Origin of the sequence: Chryseobacterium sp. LAM-KRS1 (assembly GCF_013184525.1) — a bacterium.
GTDB lineage: Bacteria > Bacteroidota > Bacteroidia > Flavobacteriales > Weeksellaceae > Chryseobacterium > Chryseobacterium proteolyticum.
Genome location: NZ_JAAOIZ010000002.1, coordinates 295,437 through 319,948, shown reverse-complemented (window position 1 = coordinate 319,948; position 24,512 = coordinate 295,437). Strand labels below are relative to the sequence as shown.

General features: G+C 36.7%; 23 protein-coding genes. 13 read left to right on the top strand and 10 right to left on the bottom strand.

Annotated features, from left to right (window positions below):
- Positions 1 to 46: 46 nt before the first annotated feature.
- From G9C87_RS05390 to G9C87_RS05375, 4 genes are all read right to left on the bottom strand, one after another.
- Positions 47 to 553: a hypothetical protein gene (locus G9C87_RS05390; protein WP_172278916.1), complete on the bottom strand. Its 507-nt coding sequence runs from the start codon at positions 551 to 553 to the stop codon at positions 47 to 49.
- Between the two features lie 14 nt (positions 554 to 567).
- The gene (locus G9C87_RS05385) at positions 568 to 3,555 is read right to left on the bottom strand and encodes a hypothetical protein (protein WP_172278914.1); all 2,988 of its coding nucleotides are present in this window, start codon (positions 3,553 to 3,555) and stop codon (positions 568 to 570) included.
- 294 nt (positions 3,556 to 3,849) lie between these two features.
- Positions 3,850 to 5,580 (bottom strand): cellulase family glycosylhydrolase, encoded by a 1,731-nt coding sequence (locus G9C87_RS05380; protein ID WP_172278912.1) that lies wholly within the window; start codon positions 5,578 to 5,580, stop codon positions 3,850 to 3,852.
- Between the two features lie 246 nt (positions 5,581 to 5,826).
- Positions 5,827 to 6,795: a Gfo/Idh/MocA family protein gene (locus G9C87_RS05375; RefSeq protein WP_172278910.1), complete on the bottom strand. Its 969-nt coding sequence runs from the start codon at positions 6,793 to 6,795 to the stop codon at positions 5,827 to 5,829.
- A gap of 161 nt (positions 6,796 to 6,956) precedes the next feature.
- Here G9C87_RS05375 and G9C87_RS05370 point away from each other — a divergent pair, with 161 nt between their 5' ends.
- The 7 genes from G9C87_RS05370 to G9C87_RS05340 all read left to right on the top strand — a co-directional run bounded on the left by G9C87_RS05370 (position 6,957) and on the right by G9C87_RS05340 (position 12,926).
- On the top strand, positions 6,957 to 7,610 hold the full coding sequence (locus G9C87_RS05370) for a protein-L-isoaspartate(D-aspartate) O-methyltransferase (protein WP_172278908.1): 654 nt from the start codon (positions 6,957 to 6,959) through the stop codon (positions 7,608 to 7,610).
- A gap of 3 nt (positions 7,611 to 7,613) precedes the next feature.
- A complete protein-coding gene (locus G9C87_RS05365; RefSeq protein ID WP_194304230.1) occupies positions 7,614 to 8,006 on the top strand; it encodes a DUF1801 domain-containing protein in 393 nt (130 codons plus the stop codon).
- A 143-nt stretch (positions 8,007 to 8,149) separates the two neighbouring features.
- The gene (locus G9C87_RS05360; RefSeq protein WP_172278906.1) at positions 8,150 to 8,413 is read left to right on the top strand and encodes a prevent-host-death protein; all 264 of its coding nucleotides are present in this window, start codon (positions 8,150 to 8,152) and stop codon (positions 8,411 to 8,413) included.
- A 70-nt stretch (positions 8,414 to 8,483) separates the two neighbouring features.
- Complete coding sequence (locus tag G9C87_RS05355) at positions 8,484 to 9,461, top strand: 2-hydroxyacid dehydrogenase (RefSeq protein ID WP_172278904.1); 978 nt, start codon at positions 8,484 to 8,486, stop codon at positions 9,459 to 9,461.
- Positions 9,462 to 9,514: 53 nt separating this feature from the next.
- Positions 9,515 to 9,808 carry a hypothetical protein gene (locus tag G9C87_RS05350; RefSeq protein WP_172278902.1) on the top strand — a complete coding sequence of 98 codons (294 nt, stop codon included), beginning with the start codon at positions 9,515 to 9,517 and terminating at the stop codon, positions 9,806 to 9,808.
- A 281-nt stretch (positions 9,809 to 10,089) separates the two neighbouring features.
- Positions 10,090 to 12,075 carry a urocanate hydratase gene (locus G9C87_RS05345; protein WP_172278901.1) on the top strand — a complete coding sequence of 662 codons (1,986 nt, stop codon included), beginning with the start codon at positions 10,090 to 10,092 and terminating at the stop codon, positions 12,073 to 12,075.
- A 410-nt stretch (positions 12,076 to 12,485) separates the two neighbouring features.
- The gene (locus G9C87_RS05340) at positions 12,486 to 12,926 is read left to right on the top strand and encodes a hypothetical protein (protein WP_172278899.1); all 441 of its coding nucleotides are present in this window, start codon (positions 12,486 to 12,488) and stop codon (positions 12,924 to 12,926) included.
- A 71-nt stretch (positions 12,927 to 12,997) separates the two neighbouring features.
- Here the strand turns inward: G9C87_RS05340 and tpx are convergent, their stop codons facing one another.
- On the bottom strand, positions 12,998 to 13,570 hold the full coding sequence (gene tpx, locus G9C87_RS05335) for a thiol peroxidase (RefSeq protein WP_172278897.1): 573 nt from the start codon (positions 13,568 to 13,570) through the stop codon (positions 12,998 to 13,000).
- A gap of 169 nt (positions 13,571 to 13,739) precedes the next feature.
- Between tpx and G9C87_RS05330 the strand changes: the two genes are divergently transcribed.
- Positions 13,740 to 15,368: an NADP-dependent glyceraldehyde-3-phosphate dehydrogenase gene (locus tag G9C87_RS05330; RefSeq protein ID WP_172278896.1), complete on the top strand. Its 1,629-nt coding sequence runs from the start codon at positions 13,740 to 13,742 to the stop codon at positions 15,366 to 15,368.
- 122 nt (positions 15,369 to 15,490) lie between these two features.
- Here the strand turns inward: G9C87_RS05330 and G9C87_RS05325 are convergent, their stop codons facing one another.
- A complete protein-coding gene (locus G9C87_RS05325) occupies positions 15,491 to 16,225 on the bottom strand; it encodes an SDR family oxidoreductase (protein ID WP_172278894.1) in 735 nt (244 codons plus the stop codon).
- Positions 16,226 to 16,399: 174 nt separating this feature from the next.
- On the opposite strand from G9C87_RS05325, the gene G9C87_RS05320 reads away from it, so the two are divergent.
- Together G9C87_RS05320 and G9C87_RS05315 are read left to right on the top strand one after the other, a co-directional pair.
- Positions 16,400 to 16,900, top strand: coding sequence for an RNA polymerase sigma factor (locus G9C87_RS05320; RefSeq protein WP_172278892.1), 501 nt, complete (start codon positions 16,400 to 16,402; stop codon positions 16,898 to 16,900).
- Positions 16,901 to 16,916: 16 nt separating this feature from the next.
- Positions 16,917 to 17,510 (top strand): hypothetical protein, encoded by a 594-nt coding sequence (locus G9C87_RS05315; protein WP_172278890.1) that lies wholly within the window; start codon positions 16,917 to 16,919, stop codon positions 17,508 to 17,510.
- 31 nt (positions 17,511 to 17,541) lie between these two features.
- On the opposite strand, the gene G9C87_RS05310 is transcribed toward G9C87_RS05315, so the two are convergent.
- From G9C87_RS05310 to G9C87_RS05300, 3 genes are all read right to left on the bottom strand, one after another.
- The gene (locus G9C87_RS05310) at positions 17,542 to 18,099 is read right to left on the bottom strand and encodes a DUF417 family protein (RefSeq protein WP_172278888.1); all 558 of its coding nucleotides are present in this window, start codon (positions 18,097 to 18,099) and stop codon (positions 17,542 to 17,544) included.
- Between the two features lie 61 nt (positions 18,100 to 18,160).
- Complete coding sequence (locus tag G9C87_RS05305; RefSeq protein ID WP_172278886.1) at positions 18,161 to 18,994, bottom strand: helix-turn-helix domain-containing protein; 834 nt, start codon at positions 18,992 to 18,994, stop codon at positions 18,161 to 18,163.
- Positions 18,995 to 19,002: 8 nt separating this feature from the next.
- Positions 19,003 to 20,499: a S41 family peptidase gene (locus tag G9C87_RS05300; protein WP_172278884.1), complete on the bottom strand. Its 1,497-nt coding sequence runs from the start codon at positions 20,497 to 20,499 to the stop codon at positions 19,003 to 19,005.
- A gap of 171 nt (positions 20,500 to 20,670) precedes the next feature.
- Between G9C87_RS05300 and G9C87_RS05295 the strand changes: the two genes are divergently transcribed.
- Complete coding sequence (locus G9C87_RS05295; protein WP_172278882.1) at positions 20,671 to 21,768, top strand: MBL fold metallo-hydrolase; 1,098 nt, start codon at positions 20,671 to 20,673, stop codon at positions 21,766 to 21,768.
- Between the two features lie 2 nt (positions 21,769 to 21,770).
- Here the strand turns inward: G9C87_RS05295 and G9C87_RS05290 are convergent, their stop codons facing one another.
- Positions 21,771 to 22,058, bottom strand: a complete 288-nt coding sequence (locus G9C87_RS05290) for a GNAT family N-acetyltransferase (protein WP_172278880.1) — start codon at positions 22,056 to 22,058, stop codon at positions 21,771 to 21,773.
- Between the two features lie 453 nt (positions 22,059 to 22,511).
- On the opposite strand from G9C87_RS05290, the gene G9C87_RS05285 reads away from it, so the two are divergent.
- Both G9C87_RS05285 and G9C87_RS05280 read left to right on the top strand, forming a co-directional pair.
- Positions 22,512 to 23,417 (top strand): helix-turn-helix domain-containing protein, encoded by a 906-nt coding sequence (locus tag G9C87_RS05285; RefSeq protein WP_172278878.1) that lies wholly within the window; start codon positions 22,512 to 22,514, stop codon positions 23,415 to 23,417.
- An 89-nt stretch (positions 23,418 to 23,506) separates the two neighbouring features.
- Positions 23,507 to 24,508 carry an aldo/keto reductase gene (locus tag G9C87_RS05280; RefSeq protein WP_172278876.1) on the top strand — a complete coding sequence of 334 codons (1,002 nt, stop codon included), beginning with the start codon at positions 23,507 to 23,509 and terminating at the stop codon, positions 24,506 to 24,508.
- The last annotated feature ends 4 nt before the right edge of the window (positions 24,509 to 24,512 follow it).

Below are 24,512 nucleotides of genomic sequence, written 5' to 3'. Positions count from 1 at the left end.
ATTAAATAATATCGATTAATTGCTAATCTTTATAAGGCGCAATACATTAAAAGTATGTCCACTTGGTACCATTGAACACGGCAACCTGATTAGTTGCCGTATCATAGACCATAAGTCCAGTTGGCGGAGAAGAGAATCTTTCCGACGGCTGGCTTATCGATGGCAATACAAGGGCTTTATCTCCCTGTTTTGCTTCTAGAATAAGTATTCCATCTGCATCAGAAGTATCTGACCCGATAATCATCTTTTTACCATTAGCGTCCGAACCCGAAGGCGCACCTCCCGTAGTACCTCCTGCAGCAGGTGGATTCCAGGCCGGAGTGGTACCTCCATAATATCTGAAGCTTCCTGTAGCGGTATCCCAAACCATAGTACCCTCGCTTGCATTCATTGTGGTGGCATTTTCTACTTTAGGTAGGACGATTCCCCTGTTAGAGGAATTACCGAATTCTAATATGGTATTATTATTTGTGATGCTTTTCTTACCGATTGCAACCTGGGCATTAATGCCTGAGCTTATTAGCAATACTGAGATTAAGAATATATTTTTCATCTTGTATGTTTTTTTTAATTACAGAAAATAGAAGTGGAAGTAGAGGTTCCTAAAGTTCTCCATTCTGTTCCGTTATATACTTTAAATTCTTTTTTCGTGGTATCATATACGATCATACCCTTAAGTCTGTTTCCTGCGGGAATGTTATTAGCATCCGAAACTCTTGTAATTACCATTCCTTTAGATTTGGCATTAAGTTCCAGCCAAGTGTCAGAAGCAGATGGTAATAACCCCGGAATTGATGATATACCTACCTGACCTCCTTTTACAGTACTTCCTGTTATATTAAGATTAGCTTTTGCAAGGGTAAAATATGAATTACTGTTGTCTGCAAAATTGGGGATAACATCAATGGTATTATTTGTTCTTACAACCTTCTGGTAAATAGAGTTGGTAAATGACGGATCCTGAGAAATAAGCATATAATAGTTTTCTCCTGATGCAAGTGCAGGAATGTTGGTTGCATCGAAACGGAGATTGATACATCCTACTTTATTCGTATCGGTTGCTTTCCATTGAAGAGCAAGCGAATTGTTGAACTGAGTACCGTCAGCCGCAGTAATGGTTTTACCGGTAAAAGTCTGTGCCCCATTATTAGATGCAAAAATAAGGTATTGACCATCAGTCAGCTGATTAGCATGGGTATCATTTTGATTGATGAAATTATTATCTGTAGATGCAGTAATAATGTTGGTAGCTTGTCCGCCATCATTGTTGATGGATTTTGAGATCCGTTGGTCTAATCCACCACGTAAATCTTTTGCTACCCCAAAAATGTCATATTGGTATGTTCCGTCAGCAGTGAAAACAGGATTTCCGGTACTGTTGCGATAGTTGGTATCCGTGGTAAGATCGGCCAATGTTGTTCCGTATTTTATGGCAAGATAACTTTCTACCTGGCGGCGCTCTGTTTCGGTTAAAGCAAATCCGAACGCAAGATGTTCTGCAATTTGTGCAGTAATCCCTACCTCGTTACCTGGCATACTCGACTGGTTATTGGCGCCATATACAAATCCTCCTTGTCCTATGTATACAGTCTGCCCTGTAAGATTGGTTCCAATACCACTACCGTTTAATCTATGTTGTACGGTACTATTGGTCGCACTAAGACTTACATTGGAAATATTGGAAAGCGTTGTGCTCAAAGCCGGATTAAGTACTGTGTTGGTCGCATTATTACTGGTTGGGGTATTTCCTCTCGATAGATAATTAGCCTGTGTAAGAGTATTCCAATCGTAGATTGCAGCCCCGGCTGCTGAGTTTTTTAAGTCAAAATTAACTCCAAAAAAACGGTTATTGGCAGTCCATACATTATCTTTTATTACGTAAAACATTTCTAATTCGGAATTAGAACCTTCAAAAGGTGCTACGCCTTCATTTCCTATCGCCTGATTGGTATTGGTAAAATCAATATAGGGGTTAAAGTTAAAAGTAGCAGCAGTAGCGGCATCATTTACCTGAACATAATTGGGTTTTGTAGTTACATCCGCAACTTGTGAGGTTTTAATCCCGAACATCTGGTCTACCCATTGGTTTACTGTTCCGGAGACAGCAGTTACATCTTTATCTGCTCTATTCCAGAAATTCCCCAATACTCCTCCGGGACCTATCGGAGTTCCTGCAATGGTAAAGTAAAAAGTGCCATTGGAAGTAAATCCGTTGAAAGCTTTAGAAGCTACTCTATAGGGTTCGCTCACATACTCCTCTCCGTCCACAGTATGGGTATTGGTGCCAATAGGTATAAAGTGAGTATTACTTGAAAAATCACTCGTTGTACTCATGATCAGGTACAGTGGTTTTTCACTCAATGTAAAACTGTTGATCAAACCTCTAAGAACATTGAAATATACATCATCATTTCCATTTATATTGTAATTACTGGTTTGGGCTTTCCATACTTTGGAAAACCGATGCGTAACCGACGGGAATCCTGAGTTGGTATAAGGGGTAAATCCAACTGTACCATTGGTTCCCCAGGTGAGAAATTCCCTATCGTTATCAAATGAGTTAGCCGCAGCATGTGTTGCATTGTCTTGGGAAGCAGAATTACCTAAACTGATCAGTATTTCGTTGGTACTGTTGATGCTTTTAGATTGAACTTGTTTCAGGGCACTTGCATCATCACGACCAATTCCTGCAATATTGTTAGAATAACCGGAATTGGATGCCGCATCCCATATGGTCGTACCTTGCGAATTCACATAGCTGTATGGTGTGGTCTGATCCAGGGAAGTAGCATATTTAATAGCAAGATAAGATCGTACTCTTTGAAGTTCAGCATCAGTCAGTACCCGTTCGTATGCAATTACCTCAGACATATTCCCATCCGTAACTTCAGGTTGTGAACCTAATATGGAACCGTTAGCTGTTAATGCATATCCTGCGGCAAAAGTCCCTGGTGCAGAAGTAACAAAAGAATTGAGTCCGTGTTTCATTCCACCGGCAACTCCGATTTCCCAGGAAACATCAGATAAATAAGTTTTTCCGATATCCAGTTTCTGATTAGGACTGTTAGGTGGATTATACGGATAAAGCTGCATGGCTTTATTTCCGTTAAAACTTGCTGTCAATACAGGAGAGTTGGCTTGCATAAGACCTGCTCCGGTTCCTGTATTCCCGAATCCCAGATAGTCCCGGTAAGTAGTGTCTGAGTTTCTATTGACAATAATAAAAATATTACCATTGAGCCTGTTGGCGGTAAATGGCTTACCCGATGGTACTACCATAAATCGTGCATCTGCACCTGTCGTTCCAAAGCTAACAACCGGATTAAAATTATACCTGGCATTGGCAGGTTGCAAAAAAGGTTGTCGTGAAGCGTTGCTTTGCGTGTAGTTGTTACCGGCAGGGGACTGGTCAGTCCATTGGGAAGAAGTAAACCCGTTATCTGCCTTAAGCCAGATTCTCAAATCTCCTGATACTCCTCCTGGTGCCTGCGCATGAGCACCAAAAGATCCTATCAGTATTCCGATTAAAGAATACAGAAAATTTTTTTTTTTCATCATTTATAAATTTACAATTATATCGCATATCTAAAATGATGCCAATGATTGATACACTGCATTTTACATGAAAATCAGTGTTGTGTTTTTGAGGTATTTATATCTGTTTTTTTATGTAAATTTTTAACATAATCCATGATTCAATTAAAAATTTAATAAATAAAATTGAAATAAATTATTTGAGAAATAAAATCAAAAATTTTGTTAATTTTATTTTATTTATTTTAAATCACGCTATTATGAATAAATTTATTTAGGGTGTTTTGGTATACTTACTATTTTATTTTGTTGTGGTTATTTTACTTCAAAATAATTAACATCAACGCCGTCATTTTCAAAAATGATTCTGATCTTGTTTTCCCCTTTTTTAAGATTAACGTTCTTCACTGAACTAGTTTTCCATTGATTTTTTCCTCCTGTTGATGTCAGTGAAACAACTGCAAGCTGTTTTCCTGCGGCGTCTTCAATTCTCAATTTCGAATCATTACCAGCGGCATATCTTATATCAAAGGTATATGCTTTGTCTGCTTTACTGTTAATTGTGTATTGCAACCATTCTCCTTTTTCGGTTTTTCCTACATAATACGCATTAGTTACTTTGTCATTACACAAATAAATATCCACTCCGTCATTTCTCATCTGGTGACCTGCATTCCATTCAGATCTTTTGGCAGGATCACTAACCCACAGATTGATGAAGTCTTTATCCAGATATGCTGAACCCATTCTGCCCAAATCATATTCGGTAGCAAAGATTCTTCCCGGTGCCTGATGATTTTTAAATGGTTTTGTAGAGTCATCGGTTACCTGTCTGAACATAGCATCGATAACGTCTCTTTTTATTTCAACATTACTGAATTTATAATTATCTGCAATTTTCATTAAAGCTTTTGTTGCAAATTCTTTTGAAGGTTTTTCACCTCCGTTTTTCCAATAGTCCAACAGTTTCTGATACTCGGGTGTAATTTTTACATTGGCAATTCCTGCCGTATTATCGATCTTTTTCATTGGCCAGAAAGCATAGCCAATATTGTGTTTATTCATCAGCTGGATCAGTTCTGTAAACCATACATTAGAGTTTTCACCTGTTTCTCCCAACCATATCGGAATATTATGCTTTTCTCTTAAATCCAGAATTCCTTTTATGGTTGCGTCATCATTGTTGTTCCAATATTTATGGAAGCTGAAGACCAGGTTATTATCCCAAAGAGGAGTCAGGCCGTTATAGTTGTTTCCCCATCCGTTTCCTTCCAGAATAATGATGTGTTTTTTGTCCACTTCACGGATGGCTTCTGTAATTTCTTTCTGGAATTTCCATAATGGGGCATTTGACATTTCATCTGTTCCGTTGGGATTTTTTCCTGTGAAATTGATGTTAGGCTCATTGATGAGGTCATAACCACCTATCCATGGTTCATCTTTATAACGTTCTGCCAGCTTTTTCCAGAATGCAATGGTTTTTTTCTGATTTTCTTCACTTTCCCAAAGTGACGGTTTAGATGTATCGTTGTCTGATATGTTTACATCATTTCCCTGGCCTCCGGGAAGAGCATGAAGGTCAAGAATCAGATACATTTTGTTATCAGCGCACCATTTCAGAAGATCATCCGTCATTTTAAAGCCTTCTTCAAGCCATGTATTCTGTCCTTTTACGGGCTCTTGCTCAATTGGCAATGTGTACAGGTTATAATGCATCGGAAGCCTTATAGAATTAAAGCCTGCTTTTGCAAGCAGATCAATATCCTGTTTGGTTATTCCGTTTTTCCAGTATGCTTTATAAAATTCTTTCATCCCATCTTCACCGATCAATTCAGAAATCTTCTGCTTGATTTTATACTGGGGACCTGCGAAATCTGCTGTTTTCAGCATGTATCCTTCCTGCAGCATCCATCCTCCCAAGCCTAGGCCTTTTAGCTGGATATTCTCACCTTTGTCATTAACTATTTTTTGACCGTTTGTTTTCAATAATTGTGATGTCCCAAATTGAGACAATAAAAGTGCGGATATTAGGATGGTTCTTTTCATAGTTGGATTTTATAAGATTATGGGATTGATTTTAGAATTATAAGTTTACTAATCACAAATATATTTAAAAATTATTGAATTAAAATTAAAATTCCTCTTTAAATATATAAACAATTTAAAGAGGAAGTATGATTATATTTTTACCACAGCCATTTAAACTGAAAGACTTTCTTGGATTTAACCTTATTAAACAGGTTTTAAAATAATATCAGTGATAAATGTGAAAGTCCAAAGTGAAAAGAGTAGTTATCTGCTTGTGATTAATTTCATAATTTCCAATGCTACTTTTAGGGCTTCAGTTCCGTCTTCCAGTGATACTTCTACATTTTTATCTTCAGTAATGGAATCGGCAAATGAGTTGAGCTCATCTAATATGGCATTGTTGGGCTGGATGTTGGGATACTCGAATAAAATCTGATTCTTTTCTCCTTCGGCATTTTCGATGATCATGTCGAATGGAGTAGGTGTTTCCGGAGCATCTTTCATACGGATTACTTCTGCTTTTTTCTCAAGGAAGTCAACAGAAATGTAGGCGTCCTTTTGAAAGAAGCGACTTTTTCTCATGGCTTTCATAGAGATTCTTGAAGTGGTAAGGTTGGCAACACATCCGTTTTCAAATTCTATTCTGGCATTCGCAATATCTGGAGTTTTACTTACGACACATACACCGCTTGCATGGATGCTTTTTACCTTAGATTTAACGATACTCAATAAAATGTCCAGATCGTGGATCATCAGGTCCAGGACTACAGAAACATCGGTTCCTCTTGGATTGAATTCAGCCAATCTGTGGATTTCAATGAACATGGGATTTTTAATATAATCCTTAGTTGCCATAAAGGCAGGATTGTACCTTTCCACGTGTCCGACCTGTGCTTTTATTCCATTTTCACGGCACTTATAAAGGATTTCTTCGGCTTGTTCAAGCGTTTGTGTTACCGGTTTTTCAATGAAGAAATGCAATTTTTTTTCAATGGCCTTTAATGCATAATCATAATGATAAACTGTAGGCGTTACAATATCCAGCATATCAATCTGATTCAACAGATCATCAAAATTTTCAAAATAGGTATAGCCAAACTCGGCTTCCAATTTTTTTCCGTTTTCTACATCTTTATCATGAAAACCTACAAAATCATACTTATCTGATTGATTGAGAAGCTTTAAGTGTATTTTTCCCAAATGTCCGGCACCTACCAAACCTGCTTTCAACATAGCTTTTTTAATTTGTGTAAAGATATAAATTAGGTATGATATTTCAGATATAAAGACTTTTGACTTTAATCATCAAAAATTAAGGTGGCTTCCTGAAATCTGAAATCTAATTCTTACTTTTGTGTGAAACTAGCACCAGTAACCTAATAACTACTATCTAAATGACGCAAGACTCGTTTGTACATAAAGGAAAAAGAAAGATTTTAGTTGAATATCTTCAACAGAGAATTGGGATTACGGATCAAAATGTACTTTCGGCAATGAATGAAGTTCCGAGACATCTTTTTATTGAAAGTATTTTTGAAGACTTCGCCTACGAAGACCGTGCTTTTCCCATTCTGGCCCATCAAACCATTTCGCATCCTTCAACGGTTGCAGAGCAATCAGAGCTTTTACAGGTAATCCCGGGAGAGAAAGTTCTGGAAATTGGAACGGGATGTGGGTATCAGACTGCTGTGTTATTGGCAATGAAAGCCCTGGTGTATACTGTAGAAAGACAAAAAGACCTGTTCGATTTTTCTAAGAAAAAATTAAGGGAGCTTAATCTTTTTCCAAAATTTCAGAGTTTTGGTGACGGTTTTGCAGGATTGCCAACTTTCGCTCCATTTGACAAGATCATCGTTACATGTGGAGCTTCCGTGCTGCCCGTGGAATTACTAAAACAATTGAAAGTAGGAGGGAAAATGGTGATTCCACTTGGACCGACAGATGAACAGGTACTGTACAGGTTTACAAAAGTTTCGCCTACGGAAATTGAGAAAGAGGAATTCGGAGCCTATAAATTTGTACCTATGCTAAATAATACCAATTCTTAATTAATGATAAATCCTGAAATATCAGATTATAATAACGCACAGTCCCCATCAGATCAGGAGATCTGCACAATGCTTTCACTTGTTATTGATCAGGAGCTGGAACATGCTGAAAATAAGATATGGCACAGGCATCCTGTGTGGTTTCTGGAAGGGAATCCGATTGTAGGTTACAGTAAGCTTAAAGATTCTGTACGGCTGATGTTCTGGAGCGGGCAATCATTTGATGAAGACGATTTAAAGACCGAAGGTTCATTCAAGGCAGCAGAAAAAAGATATACGTCTCGTGAACAAATCAATATAGCTGATCTGAAAAGATGGCTTATGAAATCTCAGCAAATCCAGTGGGACTATAAAAATATTGTTAAAAGGAAAGGGGAATTGATAAGATTAAAATAAATTCGTAATTATAATTCAAAATTTCTATAATCGGTTCTAGGCTTTTCGTGACGGAGGATTGAAAGAAAAATGACAAATCGGCACTGATTTTCGGAACAGAAATTGAAGCTTTTCTATGACGAAATCACTTAAATCTTATGATTATGGACACAAACAGATTTAAATCGTCACACGACTTTAGTAATATTCAGAAAAACATTTACAATAATCCGGGATATAATGTAGAAAGTCATTCTCAAAAAGCAAAGGATTATTTCAATGAAATGAAGAGCCGAAATCAGGAAGCAACAAAACAGGGTTTTATAAGTCAAGCACAGAAATCGGCGAAAGAGGTCCGCGATGAAATTCAGAAAATGGCTTCCGGGGTCGGCGATAAAAATAGAAGAGAATCAGAAGAGAAGAAGTAATTTTTATATTAAAGTTAAAGCCTCACTTAGACAATGGGTGGGGTTTTTTATTGGAAAAAAAGTTAAGATAATGAAAGTATTCATCAATAAAAGAATTCCTGAAGCAGGAATAAAAATGCTGAAAGAGGCTGGAATGGATGTTATTATCCCTGAAAATGATCAACTTTCACATGAAGAGTGGATAAACTATTGCAAGGATACCGATACCATTCTCAATGTAGGAACCCATTCATTTGACAAGGATTTTTTTAACGAATGCCCTAATGTGCAAGCAATTGCTTTATATTCTGTTGGTTTCGATCATGTGGATATTCAGGAAGCGACCCGTAGAAATATACCGGTTGGAAATACACCGGACGTCCTAAGTAAAGCTACCTCTGATGTTGCGTTTTTGTTAATGCAATCGGTGGCAAGAAGAGCAAGTTATAATTATGGGAAGGTAAAGGAGGGGAATTGGGGAGATTTTGATCCCCTTCATGCATTAGGACAAGAGCTATACGGCAAAACCCTAGGGATTTTCGGTTTGGGAAGGATTGGTTTTGAAATGGCAAAGAAATCCCTGAAAGCTTTTGATATGAATATCATTTATCACAACAGGCACCATAACGAAGAAGCTGAAAGGGAGTTGAACGCACAATATGTTTCTTTTGATGAATTGATCAGGCAGTCTGATGTTCTGAGTATTCATGCCAGTTTTATTCCTGAACATAAAGACCTTTTTAACCGATCGGTCTTTGAGAAGATGAAACCCGATGCTATCTTTATCAATACGGCAAGAGGAGGTTTTCATCATCAGGGTGATCTCTATGAAGCTTTGGTTTCAAGGGAAATATGGGGAGCAGGACTGGATGTTACTAATCCTGAACCTATTGTAAAAGACGATCCGATCCTCGAACTTTCCAGTGTATGTGTATTGCCACATATAGGATCCGCAACAGTTGAAGCAAGGAATGGAATGGCAAAATCAGCAGCGGAAAATATTATTGCTTTTTCAAAAGGAGAAAAAATGCCATATTGTGCTAATCCTGATGTTTATTCTGAGCAATAAACAGAACTTGGAATTATTTTTGTTCTCTATCAGTAACACTAAATACAAATACTATGATACCAGAAGATAACATCAACGAACAAAACAGAAAACTGAGAGAGATGGATTACAATCCTAATGAAGATTTCTTCAATAAGGAAAAGCATGTTCCTTTAGACGGGGACGGAAATCCTATTCTCGATGAAAATGAAGACAGTTATGATATGGAAATGGATCTGGACGTTCCGGGATCTGAAGAAGATGACGATATGGAAGAGATTGGATCCGAAGATGAAGAAAATAATTACTGGAGTACCAGTGATAACGATGATGATCATGAAGAGGAAAATGATGATGTCCTTACATAATAAGATAAAGATTTGCATTCATATATTTAAGATGGTAAAATACACCTTACTCAACCGGGTAAGGTTTTTTTATTGCCTTTAGATTGGTTGTTATACTTTAAACACTGATACATAATAAAACAGGTTAATGGCTTTATTTTTTTTGGTTGATCTTAAAATTGATATAGATTCTGGTAATAGCTTTCGGAGAAAGGGAATTTTTTATGTTTTCATTGCATTATATTTTCTATTTTGAATATCTTTAAAACTTTGAATTTTAAACGAAGAATTTACTCATTGCTATGACATTCCAGGAACTTATACAACAAGGTATACCTAGCGTATTGCCACCATTCAAACCATACGAAACCAATATAAATCACGCTCCCAAACGTAAAGAAATTTTGGGTGAAGAGGAGAAAAAGTTAGCATTAAAGAATGCTTTACGTTATTTTGAGCCTAAATTCCATGCAGAATTATTACCTGAATTCAGAGAAGAGCTTGAGCAGTATGGCAGAATTTATATGTATCGATTCCGTCCGGATTATGAAATGAAAGCAAGACCTATCACTGAATATCCGGGGAAATCGGAACAGGCAAAATCTATTATGCTAATGATTCAGAATAATCTGGATTATGCGGTAGCACAACATCCCCATGAGCTGATAACGTATGGTGGAAACGGAGCTGTTTTTCAAAACTGGGCACAGTATCTTTTAACGATGAAGTATTTGTCTGAAATGAATGATGAGCAAACCCTTGTCATGTATTCCGGACATCCGATGGGATTATTTCCTTCGCACAAAGATGCGCCACGGGTTGTGGTAACGAACGGAATGGTTATTCCAAACTATTCTAAGCCCGATGATTGGGAGAAGTTCAATGCGTTAGGGGTTTCCCAATATGGGCAAATGACTGCAGGAAGTTATATGTACATCGGTCCGCAGGGAATTGTTCATGGAACAACAATAACAGTACTGAATGCTTTCAGAAAAATAAATAAAGAAACAAAAGGTGGCTTATTTGTAACTTCAGGATTGGGAGGAATGAGCGGAGCACAACCAAAAGCTGGAAATATTGCAGGATGTATTACCGTGTGTGCTGAAGTAAATCCTAAAATTACAAAGATTCGTCATGATCAGAAATGGGTAAACGAAATCCATGAAAATGTAGATGAGCTGGTAGCAAGAGTGAGAAAAGCTCAGGAAAATAAAGAGACTGTTTCATTGGCTTATCTAGGAAATGTAGTTGAGGTTTGGGAAAAGTTTGATGAAGAAGGTCTTAAGATTGATATCGGTTCGGATCAGACATCGCTGCATAATCCATGGGCGGGAGGATATTATCCTGTGGGACAAAGTTTTGAAGAATCAAATACGATGATGGCGGAAAATCCTGAATTATTTAAAGAAAAAGTTCAGGAAACTTTAAGGAGACATGCAGCTGCCATTAATAAACATACAGAAAAAGGAACTTACTTCTTTGATTATGGTAACGCCTTTTTATTAGAAGCTTCAAGAGCCGGCGCAGATGTAATGGCCGAGAATCCGACATTAGGAAGGGAATTCAAGTTTCCAAGTTATGTTCAGGATATTATGGGACCAATGTGCTTTGATTACGGTTTTGGGCCATTCCGTTGGGTTTGTACGAGTGGAAAGCCGGAAGATCTTCAAAAAACAGATGATATCGCCTGCAGGATATTGGAAGAAATTCAGCAAAATTCTCCGGAGGAGATCCAACAGCAGATGAAAGATAATATCCAATGGATCAAAGGTGCACAGGAAAACAAATTGGTTGTGGGTTCACAGGCAAGGATACTATATGCCGATGCAGAAGGAAGAATGAAGATCGCTGAAGCATTCAATAAAGCCATAAAAAACGGAGAAATAGGTCCGGTGGTACTAGGAAGAGATCATCATGACGTATCGGGTACAGATTCTCCGTACAGAGAGACTTCCAATATTTATGACGGTTCAAGATTTACAGCGGATATGGCTATCCACAACGTAATTGGTGATAGTTTCCGGGGGGCGACCTGGGTTTCTATTCACAACGGCGGTGGTGTCGGTTGGGGAGAAGTAATCAACGGAGGTTTCGGAATGTTGCTGGATGGGAGTGATGATGCTGACAGAAGGTTAAAGTCTATGCTTTTCTGGGACGTAAATAACGGAATTTCAAGAAGAAGCTGGGCGAGAAATGAAGGAGCTGTTTTTGCTATCAAAAGGGCAATGGAAGTAGAGCCGAATTTAAAAGTTACCCTTCCTAATATAGTCGATGATAATTTATTATAATTTTTGAAAAAATATTCAATAAAAAACTTTGCTTATTGCAAAGTTTTTTTATTTTTATATAAAACCATGATGAAATGAAAATTTCAACTGCTAATATTTGTGATGAGGTTTGGAATGAAATGCAACCCAATCAAAACAGCCTGTTTTAAAGGGTTCACAGTAAAGAGATTTAAGACTTTAGTAATTTTTCCAATGAAGATCTGATCACGAACTTGAATAAGGATAAAGATGCATGTAGAAAATTTCAATGAAAATTAGTTAAACAGAAATTTAAATTTTTCATCGGTTAACAAAAAATAGCTTTGGGATTGCCACAACGCATGGAGATTGTTATCTCAAGCAAAATAAAATAAGAATAGGTGTAGATAATTATTTATTAAGTATAATCCGTTTAAATTTAAAGTAAGCCTTTGAAAAGATATACCGCAAAATTTGAAAAGAGGCAGTTGGTCTTGTTTTCAGAAAATAATTCAGAGATCGGAAAAATTGTGGAAGCAAACAAATTGATCTCATGGAGAAGATACATTGTATGTGATTCTAAACGATATCATATTAAAAATGTAGGATTTTTATGGAATGATATTGAACTTTCGGATGGCAGGAAAGTGATTTATTACACAGATTTTGGAAAAGATCTGATTATAAAAGCAGATGAATCGGATATAAAGATTTGTCGTTTCACATCAGATAAAGGAATGCAGTTGTACGAACAAAAGAAATTAATCATTGATATTCAAACCCACAGGAAATGGTTTGGAAATCCTGTTTTCAGCATTGAGGTAGATGATTCAGTTGATGATGCATTGGCATTATTGTTTTTGTATTATTCTTCAGCGAGCTTAATGAATTAGATTCATTATTTTAAATAAAAAACCTCCACCAATTCTAATTGACGGAGGTTTTTATCCTATACGATGAAAACTTAATTTTTCACAGCTTTAATAGCTGCTTCGTAATCAGGTTCTTTTGAAATGTCTGCTACCTGCTCTTCATATACAATTTTTCCTGAAGGATCAATTACTACGACGGCCCGGCTTAAGAGACCTTTCATCATAGAATCGGTGATCTCTACACCGTAAGTTTTTCCGAAATCAGAGCGGAAATCAGAAAGCATAACCACATTTTTTATCCCTTCGGCTCCGCAAAATCTTTTTTGTGCAAACGGCAGATCTTTAGAGATGCAAAGCACTACAGTATTGGGAAGATTAGCTGCATCCTCATTGAAATGTCGGACTGAAGCTGAGCAAACACCGGTATCTACACTCGGAAAGATGTTAAGAATAAGAAATTTTCCTTTGTAGGAATCCAAGGTCTGATCTTTCATTGAAACATCTGTAAGGGTGAACTTTGGCGCTGCTTTATTTACGGCCGGTAGTTTGGAATACGTTTGTACCGGTTTCCCTCCCATCATAATGGTATTGGCATTGTGGGAGTTTTGAGCAAAAAGGAATACGGAAACAGATAATAGCGTGGTGAAAATTAATTTTGAAAACATTGGATTTTATTTTAAGACAAAATTATTCTTTTTTTGGATTGAATATTAATTTTAATTCAAACAGTCTTTAAATAGACCGAATCTATTAGCTGACTATTTTTATAATCATTTGTAAGGTCTACCTTTATTCTAACAAAGTGGACACTTAATTATTAAAAAGATAAAAAATATGAATTCAGCACAGAACACATCATTCCATGAGATTTTTAAAAGCGAAAATGAAATACCGGAAGAATTCAAAGTTCCGGAAATTCATCAGAGAACCTATTTGCTTAATGGTGAACTTATAGAGTGGAAAGGTGATGTCACGGAGATTTATTCCCCAGTTTGTATTCCTACAGAAAATGGGCTTGAGAGAAAGTTACTGGGAAGTATCCCTAATATCAGTCCTGCAGATGCTATGGAGGTTCTTGAGGCTTGTGTAAAAGCGTATGATAATGGTCTTGGGGAATGGCCGACCATGTCTGTAGAAGGACGCATCAAATGTATGGAAAAATTTGTGTATCTCATGATTCAGCAACGTGATCTTGTGATTAAGCTTTTGATGTGGGAGATCGGGAAAACCCTGGCCGATTCTACAAAAGAATTTGATCGTACAGTAGATTATATCAACCAAACCATAGACGCACTGAAAGACCTGGACCGGGAATCTTCCCGTTTTCAGCAGGCAGAAGGAACGATTGCACAGATTCGCAGAGCTCCTCTTGGTGTTGTTCTGAGTATGGGACCTTTTAATTATCCTTTAAATGAAATATTCACAACCCTTATTCCGGCTCTGATCATGGGGAATACCATTCTGTTTAAACTTCCCAAACATGGTGTTTTAGCCCACTATCCTTTACTGAATGCCTTTAAAGAGGCGTTTCCAAAAGGAACTGTGAACACACTTTATGGGAAAGGATCTGAAATCATCACTCCTATTATGGAAAGTGGAAAAGTGAATGTTCTGGCGTTTATAGGATCCAGTAAAGTGGCTAATGGATTGAAAAAGTTACATCCGAAAGTAAATCGTTTACGTGCTATTTTAAGTCTTGATGCAAAAAATGCAGCGATTATTACTAAAAATGCCAATCTGGATGTAGCGGTAAACGAGTGTATTTTGGGAGCGCTGTCCTTTAATGGTCAGCGATGCACAGCGTTAAAGCTTCTTTTTGTACAGAAAGAGGTTGCCGCCGAATTCACAGAAAAGCTGAATAAGGCTGTCTCTGCTTTGAAGCCCGGATTGCCTTGGGAAAAAGATGTGAAAGTAACACCGCTTCCTGAAGTCAATAAACCGCCTTATTTGAAAGAATGTATTGATGATGCCATTGCTCATGGTGCTAAAGTATTGAATGAAAACGGTGGCTATACTGAAGCTTCTTTTGTATTTCCTGCCGTGGTATATCCGGTGACAAGTGAGATGAAGTTATACCATGAGGAGCAGTTTGGTCCCGTGATACCTGTTGTCCCTTTTGATGATATTGAGGAGCCTATTGAATACCAGGTGAATGCTTCCCATGGAATGCAGGTAAGTATTTTCAGTGAAGACCCACATGAAGTTTCAAAACTTATTGATTCATTCGTTAATCTGGTTAGCCGGGTTAATATTAATTGCCAGGCACAAAGAGGCCCGGATGTTTTTCCGTTTACGGGAAGAAAAGATAGTGCAGAGGGAACGCTTTCTGTATTTGATGCGCTACGGTCTTTCTCTATAAGATCTTTGGTAGCTGCAAAACTTACAGAATCCAATAAAGAGCTCCTGAATACAATTGTCCGGGAACATGATTCTAATTTCTTAAGCACAGATTACATATTCTAGCCAGTAGGTCAGTCTAAAATAAAAAAACCGTACTCAATTTAAATGAAGTACGGTTTTTTATTTGTTCAGCTTAAAACTTACAATATGAATTCTTTAACCCTATGCTGAAATTGTATTCTTCTTTAAACTAGCACCCCGCCACCATCTGCAACTATTGTATTACCCGTCCCAAAGCTTTGCTCCATCAGGTAAATATAAGCAAGAGCAATATCTTCAGGAGTGGCTACTTTTCTTACCAATAATACCTCCGCATATTGTTGATACATTTTCTCCCGTTCATTTTCCGGGATAGCTCCCCATAGATCTGTTTTTACTATGCCAGGAGATACGATATTAACTCTCGTTGGAGCAAGTTCAACTGCCATTGCTCTGGCAAAACCTTCCATGGCTGAAGTAATGCTGGCTGCAATACCCCAACCTTTTCCCGGCCGGTTGCCTGCAATTCCACTCGTTAAAGTAATGGATCCACCTTGATTTATTTTCGGAGCACCATATTTTACAGCAGCAAGAGCACCCCAATACCGGATTGTAAAGAATTTTTGCGCTTCTGAAAGGGAAGTTTCATCAATATGGTTCAGTTGAAGGTTTTCACCGGCGGTGTATACCAGATGATCAAAAGAGGATTGAACAGCAAAGAAATTTTTAATATTTTCTTCTTTGCTTAGGTCTGCAACCTGACCTTTTGCATTCCCGGGAAGTTGCTTCAGAGCGAAATCTATACGTTGTTGATTCGAAGCAACAATAGTAATAACAGCTCCTTTTTCAGCGGCAGCTTTAGCAGTTGCAAAACCTATTCCTGCACTGCCTCCCATGACAATGACATGTTTTCCTTCTAAGGGATTTGTTGTTGATATCATTTCTATTTATTTTATGATACAAATTTCCCATAACTGTATTTTATTCGATTTACCAAATGGTAAAAAGAAAATGTGATATCAAACTTTTTATTGATCTTATTAGATTTCACTATTTTTTACAAAAGATTGTAACATTTTCTATGAAATGTCACTAACTCCATAGAGCCAGGAACCATGAGCATACTAGAAAAAGAATTTTTAAAAAGAATCGAAAAGCATAAAGGAATCATTTTTAAGATTTCTAAAATGTACATGGATGATAAAGACGACCGCGATGATCTCTTTCAGGAAATTACCTATCAGGTTTGGAGAGCATATCCAGGATTTAAAGGGCAAAGTGAATTTTCAACCTGGTTGTACAGAATAGCCCTGAATACGGCCATTATCTTTCTAAAATCCGAGAAGAAAAGAAGCTTTATAGGAAATGATGATTTTGCCCATTACAAAATCGAACAGGAGGAATATGACCACGAAAAAGAGGAAAAGCTGGCGGCTATGTATCAGGCTATCCATCAATTGAATCCTATTGATAAAGCTTTTATATTTTATTATCTGGAAGATTTTCCCGGACGTGAAATCGCTGAACAAATGGGAATTTCAGAAGGTAATGTAAGGGTGAAAATGAACCGCGCCAAAAATAAGTTGAAAGATATCTTAAACACAAATAAGTACTAATTTTAAATCAATAACAATGAATATAGATGAATTGAAAAATACCTGGAATGATGATGTTTTTGAGGAAACACCGGAAATCAGTATTGAAAATAAAAACAAGATTAGCCTTCCTTTGGAAAGGATGCGTAAAAATATGAGAAAGGAATTCTTCTCCACAATTGGGATTTTTATTTTTGGATTTGCCATTGTCTGGTTGTGTGGTTCTCCTTTTAAATTTAAGTTTTATCTAACGATACTTTTGGCTTCTATGGCCATAGTTACATTTTTCTTTTTCAGTAAATTTTTTAAGCTTTACAAGGACATGAGTAACCCGCAAATGAAAACTTACGATGGATTAAAGGACCTGCTTCATCAATTTGAACTCAATAAACAATATTACCTTTCATTTTATCTCAGTTTTATCCCCTTTCTGGTATGTGAAATTATTATTGTGCTTGAATTTATTCCAAGACCACAACCGTTAAGTGATCTTAAGATTGCCGGAATCCTTATAGGTTCTGTATTGTTTGGATTGTTTTCTTTGTATTTACTTGGGAAGTATTGGTTTCAAAAGTTTTATGGTAAGTATATTGTAACAATAGAAAATCTTGTGATAGAATTTCAGGGATAAATTTTCGGCGGGCATTCTGCCCGCCGAAAATTTATCTGCTTAAAATACTTTTTGCTGAGTCAGAAGCTATTACCAATCCGGCCCCCAACATGATCATATCTTTGATCACCAGTCTGCCGGCTCCTGAGAGGAAAGGAAAACCATGATCAGGCCCTCCGAGATCCGGAACCCATGTTTCGGGAGTTGTAATCAGAAATGAAAGCGTTACTATTGACATTCCCGCGGTTAAAATCCCAGATAATAAACCAATCTTTGGATAGAATATACCCAATACAACAAGAATTCCAATGCCAACAATGAAACTTCCCAATGCATAGGAAAACACGTAGGTACCATTTGCTTCATGCCATTTTACATTGGCTGGAATCCACTCTCCTTCTTTATTTTTATGGAATTTGTAGTTATCTGCATCTGAAGATTTCGTATTAAGGAAGAAACTCATAAAAGGAGAATTGGCTACGAAAGGAATAATACCTTCCGCTTCATAATGAAATGCTTTTAGTCCTCCGATCCAGGCCATAACGATAAAAACACTAACCCTTAGAATATGGATGAAGTTTTTCTGTGAGTGTGCTAAGAATTCAATCATATTATTTTTTTTGACAAAATTAGATTGAATGTCTAACCTATAAAATGGAGAATTGTGGACGTTATTTGTACAAATCTGCAACGATGGAAATTCCTGCTTCTTTCCTGAAATGAGTAGGGGAAACGCCGGTATGTTTTTTAAAATATTTACTGAAATAAAATTCATCACTGAAGTTAAGTTCTGCTGCAATTTCTTTCATGGATTTCCGGGTCAGGTGAATTTGTTTTTTAGACTCCAGGATAACTCTTTCCTGAATAATCTGAGAAGGTGTTTTATTAAATCGGGATTTGATCTTTTTGCTTAACGTGTTGGGAGTGATATGTAAAAGATCGGCGTAAAACGATAGATTTTTTTCCGTAAGGAAATGAATTTCTACCAAATCCTGGAAAGATTTTAACTCTTTGAAATCATCCTTTATCAGATCCTTGTCCGGGAATATTTTATTTTTTTCTTTACTGCAAATTGCCAGGATTAACTGCAGATAAGATTGTAAAACGGCCTGTGAAAAATCCTCCTCAGGATCTACTTTCAGGATTTTAGAAAAATAGCCTGAAATTTCTTCAAAGACCTCTGCAGTCAGTTTGAAATAAGGAAAGAGGTAAATATTGTTAAAAAGCAATCCGTTACAGGCTACTTCTTTCTTATGAAATTCTATGCAATAAAAATCACTGTGGAAGCTGAGATCATCAATCTTAAGAACGGTCTCAGTGACGATCCGGATATTCTGGAAAGGGGAAGAAAAAAGGACAATGTTTCCCTCAAAATCATATTCCACGAAATCTACAATGATTTTTCCCACTCCTTCCAACAGGAAGATGTGATAAAAAGAATCGCTGGTGATATTTTTATAATATTCCGAATCTCTTTTTTGAACGGAAAAAAATGCATTTTTCATCTGAAGATCTATTTAATCTTTCTGGCTTTCTCTTTTTCAATCTCCTTTTTTACCCACGCAAGCTGTACATCATTTTTGTTGATAATATCCTGTAAAGTTTCTGTGATCGTTACATCCGGGATCACCCCTCTCTGAGAGTTGGTGAGTGTTATATTCGGATTTACCAGCAGTAAGCCGATAGGCAGTGTAAGTTTGGAATTAGGAAGGACCTGGTAAGAATAAAATCCGGCTACGGTTCCGTCATTTGCCCCGCCTGTTTCCTCTCCGACGAGGGTTGCTACCTTATCAAACTTGAGCTTTGAGCTGATAATGGAAGATGCAGAATAACTTCCGCCATTAACCAGTACAAAAATTTTTCCATGAAAAGCATTTTTATTGGGTTTTGTTACATTGTCTGCTTTTATCTTATAGTAGAATTTGCCGTCGTTGCCTTTATAAGTATGAAGGGTTTTAAGGAAAAAGTATGTTGGATAGGTAATTCCTTTTAATGCATATTCCAAAGGGCTGCTCTTTTTGAAATAATTTGTTTTTAATGGGGTATAGCCTGAATTGAGCCTCGAAGGTTTTATTAAAGTGAATGGTTCTGAAACAAGATAGGAATAAAGATTATTAATTTCCTGTAAAGAACCTCCGTAATTATTCCGGATGTCTAATATCAGATAGTCTGATTTAGCTTCTTTAATTCTTTCGAATGTATTTTTATAAAACCTGTCGGATTTATTGTTTGAGAATTTTTTTATATTGATGTATGCAATTGAATTGTTCTCATCCAGAAATTTGAAATTTCTGTTCATAGGACAGTGAAAATTTCCGTTAGCCTGGGTTTGAGATTTAGCCTTTTCTGCTTCGCTTTGCTTATCCCGTTCGATAATGAAAGTTTGTTTTTTATTGTTATACAAGGTTTCAATTTTCACCTGTTCCAAAAAGCCGTTTTCCATGCTGAAAAAAACAAAAAACATATCTTTCAGGTAATAGGGTGTAAATGTCGTATTTCTGCCATCGCTGCTGATCAGCTTTCTGTATTTGTTGATATAGAAAGATATCGGAACATTATTGATACTCAGTATTTCAGTGCCTGGTTTTATATTCTGAATGGAATCTTTATTCGCGACGATATAAAGATGGTCATCCTTGATGTAATATTTGAAGTACGTAAATAATTTTCTTCCTCCATATTCACGCTTTAATTTTTCAAAAGGAATCATCAGTGAGAGATGCCCTTCTCTGATGCTTGTAATAACGGGTTGTAATTTGAAATAAAACTGTGTTGGAGTAAGAGGTTCGTTGATGGTTTGCTTAATGCTGTCGATTTTAAAATCCAGATCTTTTCTTGTAATATATCTGTAGAGCTGAGGATGCATTTCTTTTAATTTAGTATATGCATAATCCACATCTTTTTTGAGCAGCTCAGGCTCAATAAGTGTCCCTTCCTGCCGCTCGCTATTGGTGAGAGAAGAACAGGACCACAGAAAAATAAGTCCAAATAAAATAAATGTAATTTTCAAAATTTTTGTGTTTAAAACCTACAAATTTAGGCGTTTAAAATCATCCTGATATTAAAATACTAATAATTTTTTAAGTGTGAACTATAATATTGCGTTAAATAAATGAGTTATTTATTAGGTCGGCCTACCAATTCACAGTAAAAGTTAATACATTTGAACTTTATTTATCAAATGATGTATTTATTTATTGCGATTGCCATCCTGCTTATATTAGTATACTATATAATAACAAGCCGAGAAGTTTTTGGTGCCGAACCTGCTGGAAAAAGACTGGAGAGAATGAAGCATTCAAAGCTTTATAAAGATAAACAGTTTCAAAACCTTAGTTATACACCATCAATTGCTGAAGGCTATAGCATGCCAAAGGTTCTGTATGATTTTTTTGTGGCTAAAAAAGATCCGCTTTTAAAGCCACTGAAAAATATACCATCAGTTCATACCATTTTAAAAGAGATCCCAAAAGACCAGGATGTATTCGTCTGGTTAGGGCATTCATCTTATTTCATTCAAACAGATGGAGTATCCTTTCTGATAGATCCTGTTTTGAGTACGTATGGCTCTCCATTTAAATTTTTTAACAAAGCTTTTCCAGGGTCTGATATTTTCAAACCCGAGGATATCCCGGATCTTGATTATCTTGTTATTACCCATGATCACTTTGATCATTTGGATTATCCTACTGTCAAAAAGATAAAAGACAGGGTAGGAAGCGTTATTTTACCATTAGGAGTCGGAGCACATTTTGAAAAATGGGGTTATCGAGAAAATATGCTTATTGAAGAAGAATGGGGAGGAATGGCATATTTAAAGAATAATATTAAAATTACTTTTACTCCGGCAAGACATTTTTCAGGAAGAAAAATAAAGAGGAACGGAACATTGTGGACTTCTTACGTTCTGGAAACTCCTACTAAAAAGATATTTTTAGGAGGGGATAGCGGTTACGATACCCACTTTAAAATGATCGGTGATCAATATGGTCCTTTCGATTATGCAATCATGGAAAACGGCCAGTACAATGAAGCATGGAAATACATTCATGCACTTCCTGAAGATGTTATACAGGCGAGTATAGATGTTAATGCAAGGAATATTATTCCTGTTCACTCTTCGAAATTTGCTTTAGCCTTACATCCATGGAATGAACCATTGCAAAAAATAACAAGTTTCGGTAAGGAAAAAAATCTACGTATTCTTACTCCTATGATCGGTGAAACAGTTAGCCTGAATGAGCTGGATCATCAGTTCAAAGCCTGGTGGGAGGATTGATATCAGGCGTGCCAGATGTCGTTATATCGTTTCGGGTGATTTTCAAACTGTTGTCTTACAAAATCACATTCAGGGTCTATCAGCAGGTCCTTTTCTTCTGCGTACCGTACCAGTTCATCTAAAAGCATCTTGGCATATCCGTGTCCTTCGAGTTCTTCATTAAGCTTTGTATAATATACAATTAATTGCCTGCCATCAATCGCTATGGACATATAGCCAGCCTTCTTGTCGTCAATTAATATCTGCAATTCATCCTGATATGGAGATATTTCAAATTTTATATTTTCCATAAGTATTGAAATTAGATTGAGTAATAAATGATCTTGAGAGCCTGAAAATCAGATCTCTTCTTTAAAATTACAAATTATAATCATACCATGCACCAATTTAGAAGAAGTTGATCGTTATTTATATTCTTTTCAATTAAGCCAGGCAATAGTTGGTATTTGAACATAATGGTCATTAATCCTACTTATTCTTTCTATAACGGATTTCATAACCTGCAATCCACCGGCAAATTTATCCGTTACATTTTCAGCTGCTTATGATCCTTTAACAAATATTAATAAATGATTTCTTTTGCTTTGGCATTTTAATTGAAATGACATGAACACCGTATTAATCACATTTCACTATATATTCAAATTTTTCTTGATGGCTGTTCGTAAGATCAGTCATTTTTTGTGTTGCAAGAATAAGAAGGAAGTTATTTTGTTTTTGTTTGAATTTTATAACTTTGTCTTATGGAATCATCAGAGTCATTACAGGAATTTTATAACCGTACGCAGGTAAGGGTTTATCCTTCCTGCCTTTCTAATTCCGGACTGGGACATTTTAATGTCTTTTCACGGGATAATTGTGCATTGGTTACTCCTTACAGCAGGAGGGATTTTTATAAAGTATCCCTGATTATCGGGAAAGGAAAACTTCACTATGCGAATAAATGGATCCGTGTGGATAGGCCTGCGCTGCTGTTCTCCAATCCGGTAATACCTTATTCCTGGGAAGCGGATGATGATAACCAGACAGGGTGGTTTTGTCTGTTTACCGATGAATTTCTTCAAAATGGAAGCCGTTTGGGAAACCTTCAGGATTCACCGCTTTTTAAAATAGGGGGAACACCTGTTTTCTTTGTTAATGAAGAACAGCAAAAAACAGTTTCTGACTTATTTGTAAAAATGATGACAGAAATTGATTCTGATTATATTCACAAATATGATATGCTTCGAAGCTATTTACATCTTTTAATCCATGAAACCATGAAGATGAACCCTGCCGAAAACTTTGAGTATCATCAGAATGCTTCACAAAGGGTGGCATCCTTATTCATGGAATTATTAGAGAGGCAGTTTCCTATCGATAGTCCCGAATCCTATTTAAAACTAAGAACCCCTAATGATTATGCGGAGAGTCTTTCAGTACATGTGAACTCTCTTAATCGCTCCGTAAAGGAGATTACGGGTAAAACAACCACACAACAGATCACTTCCAGGATTATCCAGGAGGCCAATGCTTTGCTGAAGCATACGGATTGGAATATTTCTGAAATTGCTTACGGATTAGGATTTGAGGAACCTGCTTATTTTACTAATTATTTTAAAAAACAAACAGGAAGAACTCCCAATGCACTGCGAAGTAACTTGGTTTGAATTTTATAATTCTTAGTTTGAATTCTATATGCAATCATCATTGATGTTGTTGTAATTTTGTTTCAGTAATTTAAAACCACAAAAAAATCATGAAATTTAGAAAATTAGGAAACACAGGAGAGCAGCTATCTGCAATAGGTTTGGGATGTATGGGAATGAGCTTTGCTTACGGACCTGCAGATGAAAAGGAAAGCATTGATACATTACACAAAGCATTGGATCTTGGAGTTAATTTCTGGGATACTGCAGACATGTATGCTAACGGAGAAAATGAAAAACTAATTTCCAAAGTGCTTGTTCCGAACAGGGATAAAATATTCATAGCCACAAAATTCGGATTCAGGTTTAAGGACGGTAAAGCTAGCCATAGTGGTGCTCCCGGGACTTATTTTGATGGTTCGCCGGAATGGATCAGACAGGCTGTAGATTTAAGTCTACAACGATTAAAAATCGATACGATAGATCTTTATTATGCACACAGGGTGGATCCGAATGTGCCCGTTGAAGAAACAGTGGGAGCCATGGCAGAACTTGTAAAGGCCGGAAAAGTAAAATATATAGGTTTGTCTGAGGCTTCAGCAGAATCTATCAAAAAGGCAAATAAAATTCATCCCATTACTGCGTTACAATCGGAATACTCCATTTTAACAAAAGATGTAGAAAAAGAAATTTTACCAACCATAAGAGAGCTGGGGATTTCCTTAGTTCCTTATTCTCCACTGGCAAGAGGGCTCTTTGCTAACATTAATGAGGTACAGAATTTTGGAGAAGATGATTTCAGAAGGTCTTTACCACGTTACCAGGAAGAAAGTCTTGAGAACAACAGAAAGCTGGTTCAGGAATTTAATGAACTGGCAAGCTCCAAAGGAATCAAAGGAACCCAGCTGGCTTTGGCCTGGGTACTTAATCAAGGAGATGATATTATTCCTATCCCAGGAACCAAGCGTATTAAATATCTCGAAGAAAATATCGGAGCGATTGATGTAGAGCTTTCACAATCTGAACTTGATACTATTGATACGATTCTGAAGAAATATCCAAATGTGGGAGAAAGATATAACGAGGGTTCAATGAAACTGGTTAATAATTAAATAA

Excerpts from the sequence above, each read along its gene's own strand:
- G9C87_RS05390 (WP_172278916.1), bottom strand. The coding sequence starts at position 553 with ATGAAAAATATATTCTTAATCTCAGTATTGCTAATAAGCTCAGGCATT.
- G9C87_RS05385 (WP_172278914.1), bottom strand. The coding sequence starts at position 3,555 with ATGAAAAAAAAAAATTTTCTGTATTCTTTAATCGGAATACTGATAGGA.
- G9C87_RS05380 (WP_172278912.1), bottom strand. The coding sequence starts at position 5,580 with ATGAAAAGAACCATCCTAATATCCGCACTTTTATTGTCTCAATTTGGG.
- G9C87_RS05375 (WP_172278910.1), bottom strand. The coding sequence starts at position 6,795 with ATGTTGAAAGCAGGTTTGGTAGGTGCCGGACATTTGGGAAAAATACAC.
- G9C87_RS05370 (WP_172278908.1), top strand. The coding sequence starts at position 6,957 with ATGACGCAAGACTCGTTTGTACATAAAGGAAAAAGAAAGATTTTAGTT.
- G9C87_RS05365 (WP_194304230.1), top strand. The coding sequence starts at position 7,614 with ATGATAAATCCTGAAATATCAGATTATAATAACGCACAGTCCCCATCA.
- G9C87_RS05360 (WP_172278906.1), top strand. The coding sequence starts at position 8,150 with ATGGACACAAACAGATTTAAATCGTCACACGACTTTAGTAATATTCAG.
- G9C87_RS05355 (WP_172278904.1), top strand. The coding sequence starts at position 8,484 with ATGAAAGTATTCATCAATAAAAGAATTCCTGAAGCAGGAATAAAAATG.
- G9C87_RS05350 (WP_172278902.1), top strand. The coding sequence starts at position 9,515 with ATGATACCAGAAGATAACATCAACGAACAAAACAGAAAACTGAGAGAG.
- G9C87_RS05345 (WP_172278901.1), top strand. The coding sequence starts at position 10,090 with ATGACATTCCAGGAACTTATACAACAAGGTATACCTAGCGTATTGCCA.
- tpx (WP_172278897.1), bottom strand. The coding sequence starts at position 13,570 with ATGTTTTCAAAATTAATTTTCACCACGCTATTATCTGTTTCCGTATTC.
- G9C87_RS05330 (WP_172278896.1), top strand. The coding sequence starts at position 13,740 with ATGAATTCAGCACAGAACACATCATTCCATGAGATTTTTAAAAGCGAA.
- G9C87_RS05325 (WP_172278894.1), bottom strand. The coding sequence starts at position 16,225 with ATGATATCAACAACAAATCCCTTAGAAGGAAAACATGTCATTGTCATG.
- G9C87_RS05320 (WP_172278892.1), top strand. The coding sequence starts at position 16,400 with ATGAGCATACTAGAAAAAGAATTTTTAAAAAGAATCGAAAAGCATAAA.
- G9C87_RS05315 (WP_172278890.1), top strand. The coding sequence starts at position 16,917 with ATGAATATAGATGAATTGAAAAATACCTGGAATGATGATGTTTTTGAG.
- G9C87_RS05310 (WP_172278888.1), bottom strand. The coding sequence starts at position 18,099 with ATGATTGAATTCTTAGCACACTCACAGAAAAACTTCATCCATATTCTA.
- G9C87_RS05305 (WP_172278886.1), bottom strand. The coding sequence starts at position 18,994 with ATGAAAAATGCATTTTTTTCCGTTCAAAAAAGAGATTCGGAATATTAT.
- G9C87_RS05295 (WP_172278882.1), top strand. The coding sequence starts at position 20,671 with ATGATGTATTTATTTATTGCGATTGCCATCCTGCTTATATTAGTATAC.
- G9C87_RS05290 (WP_172278880.1), bottom strand. The coding sequence starts at position 22,058 with ATGGAAAATATAAAATTTGAAATATCTCCATATCAGGATGAATTGCAG.
- G9C87_RS05285 (WP_172278878.1), top strand. The coding sequence starts at position 22,512 with ATGGAATCATCAGAGTCATTACAGGAATTTTATAACCGTACGCAGGTA.
- G9C87_RS05280 (WP_172278876.1), top strand. The coding sequence starts at position 23,507 with ATGAAATTTAGAAAATTAGGAAACACAGGAGAGCAGCTATCTGCAATA.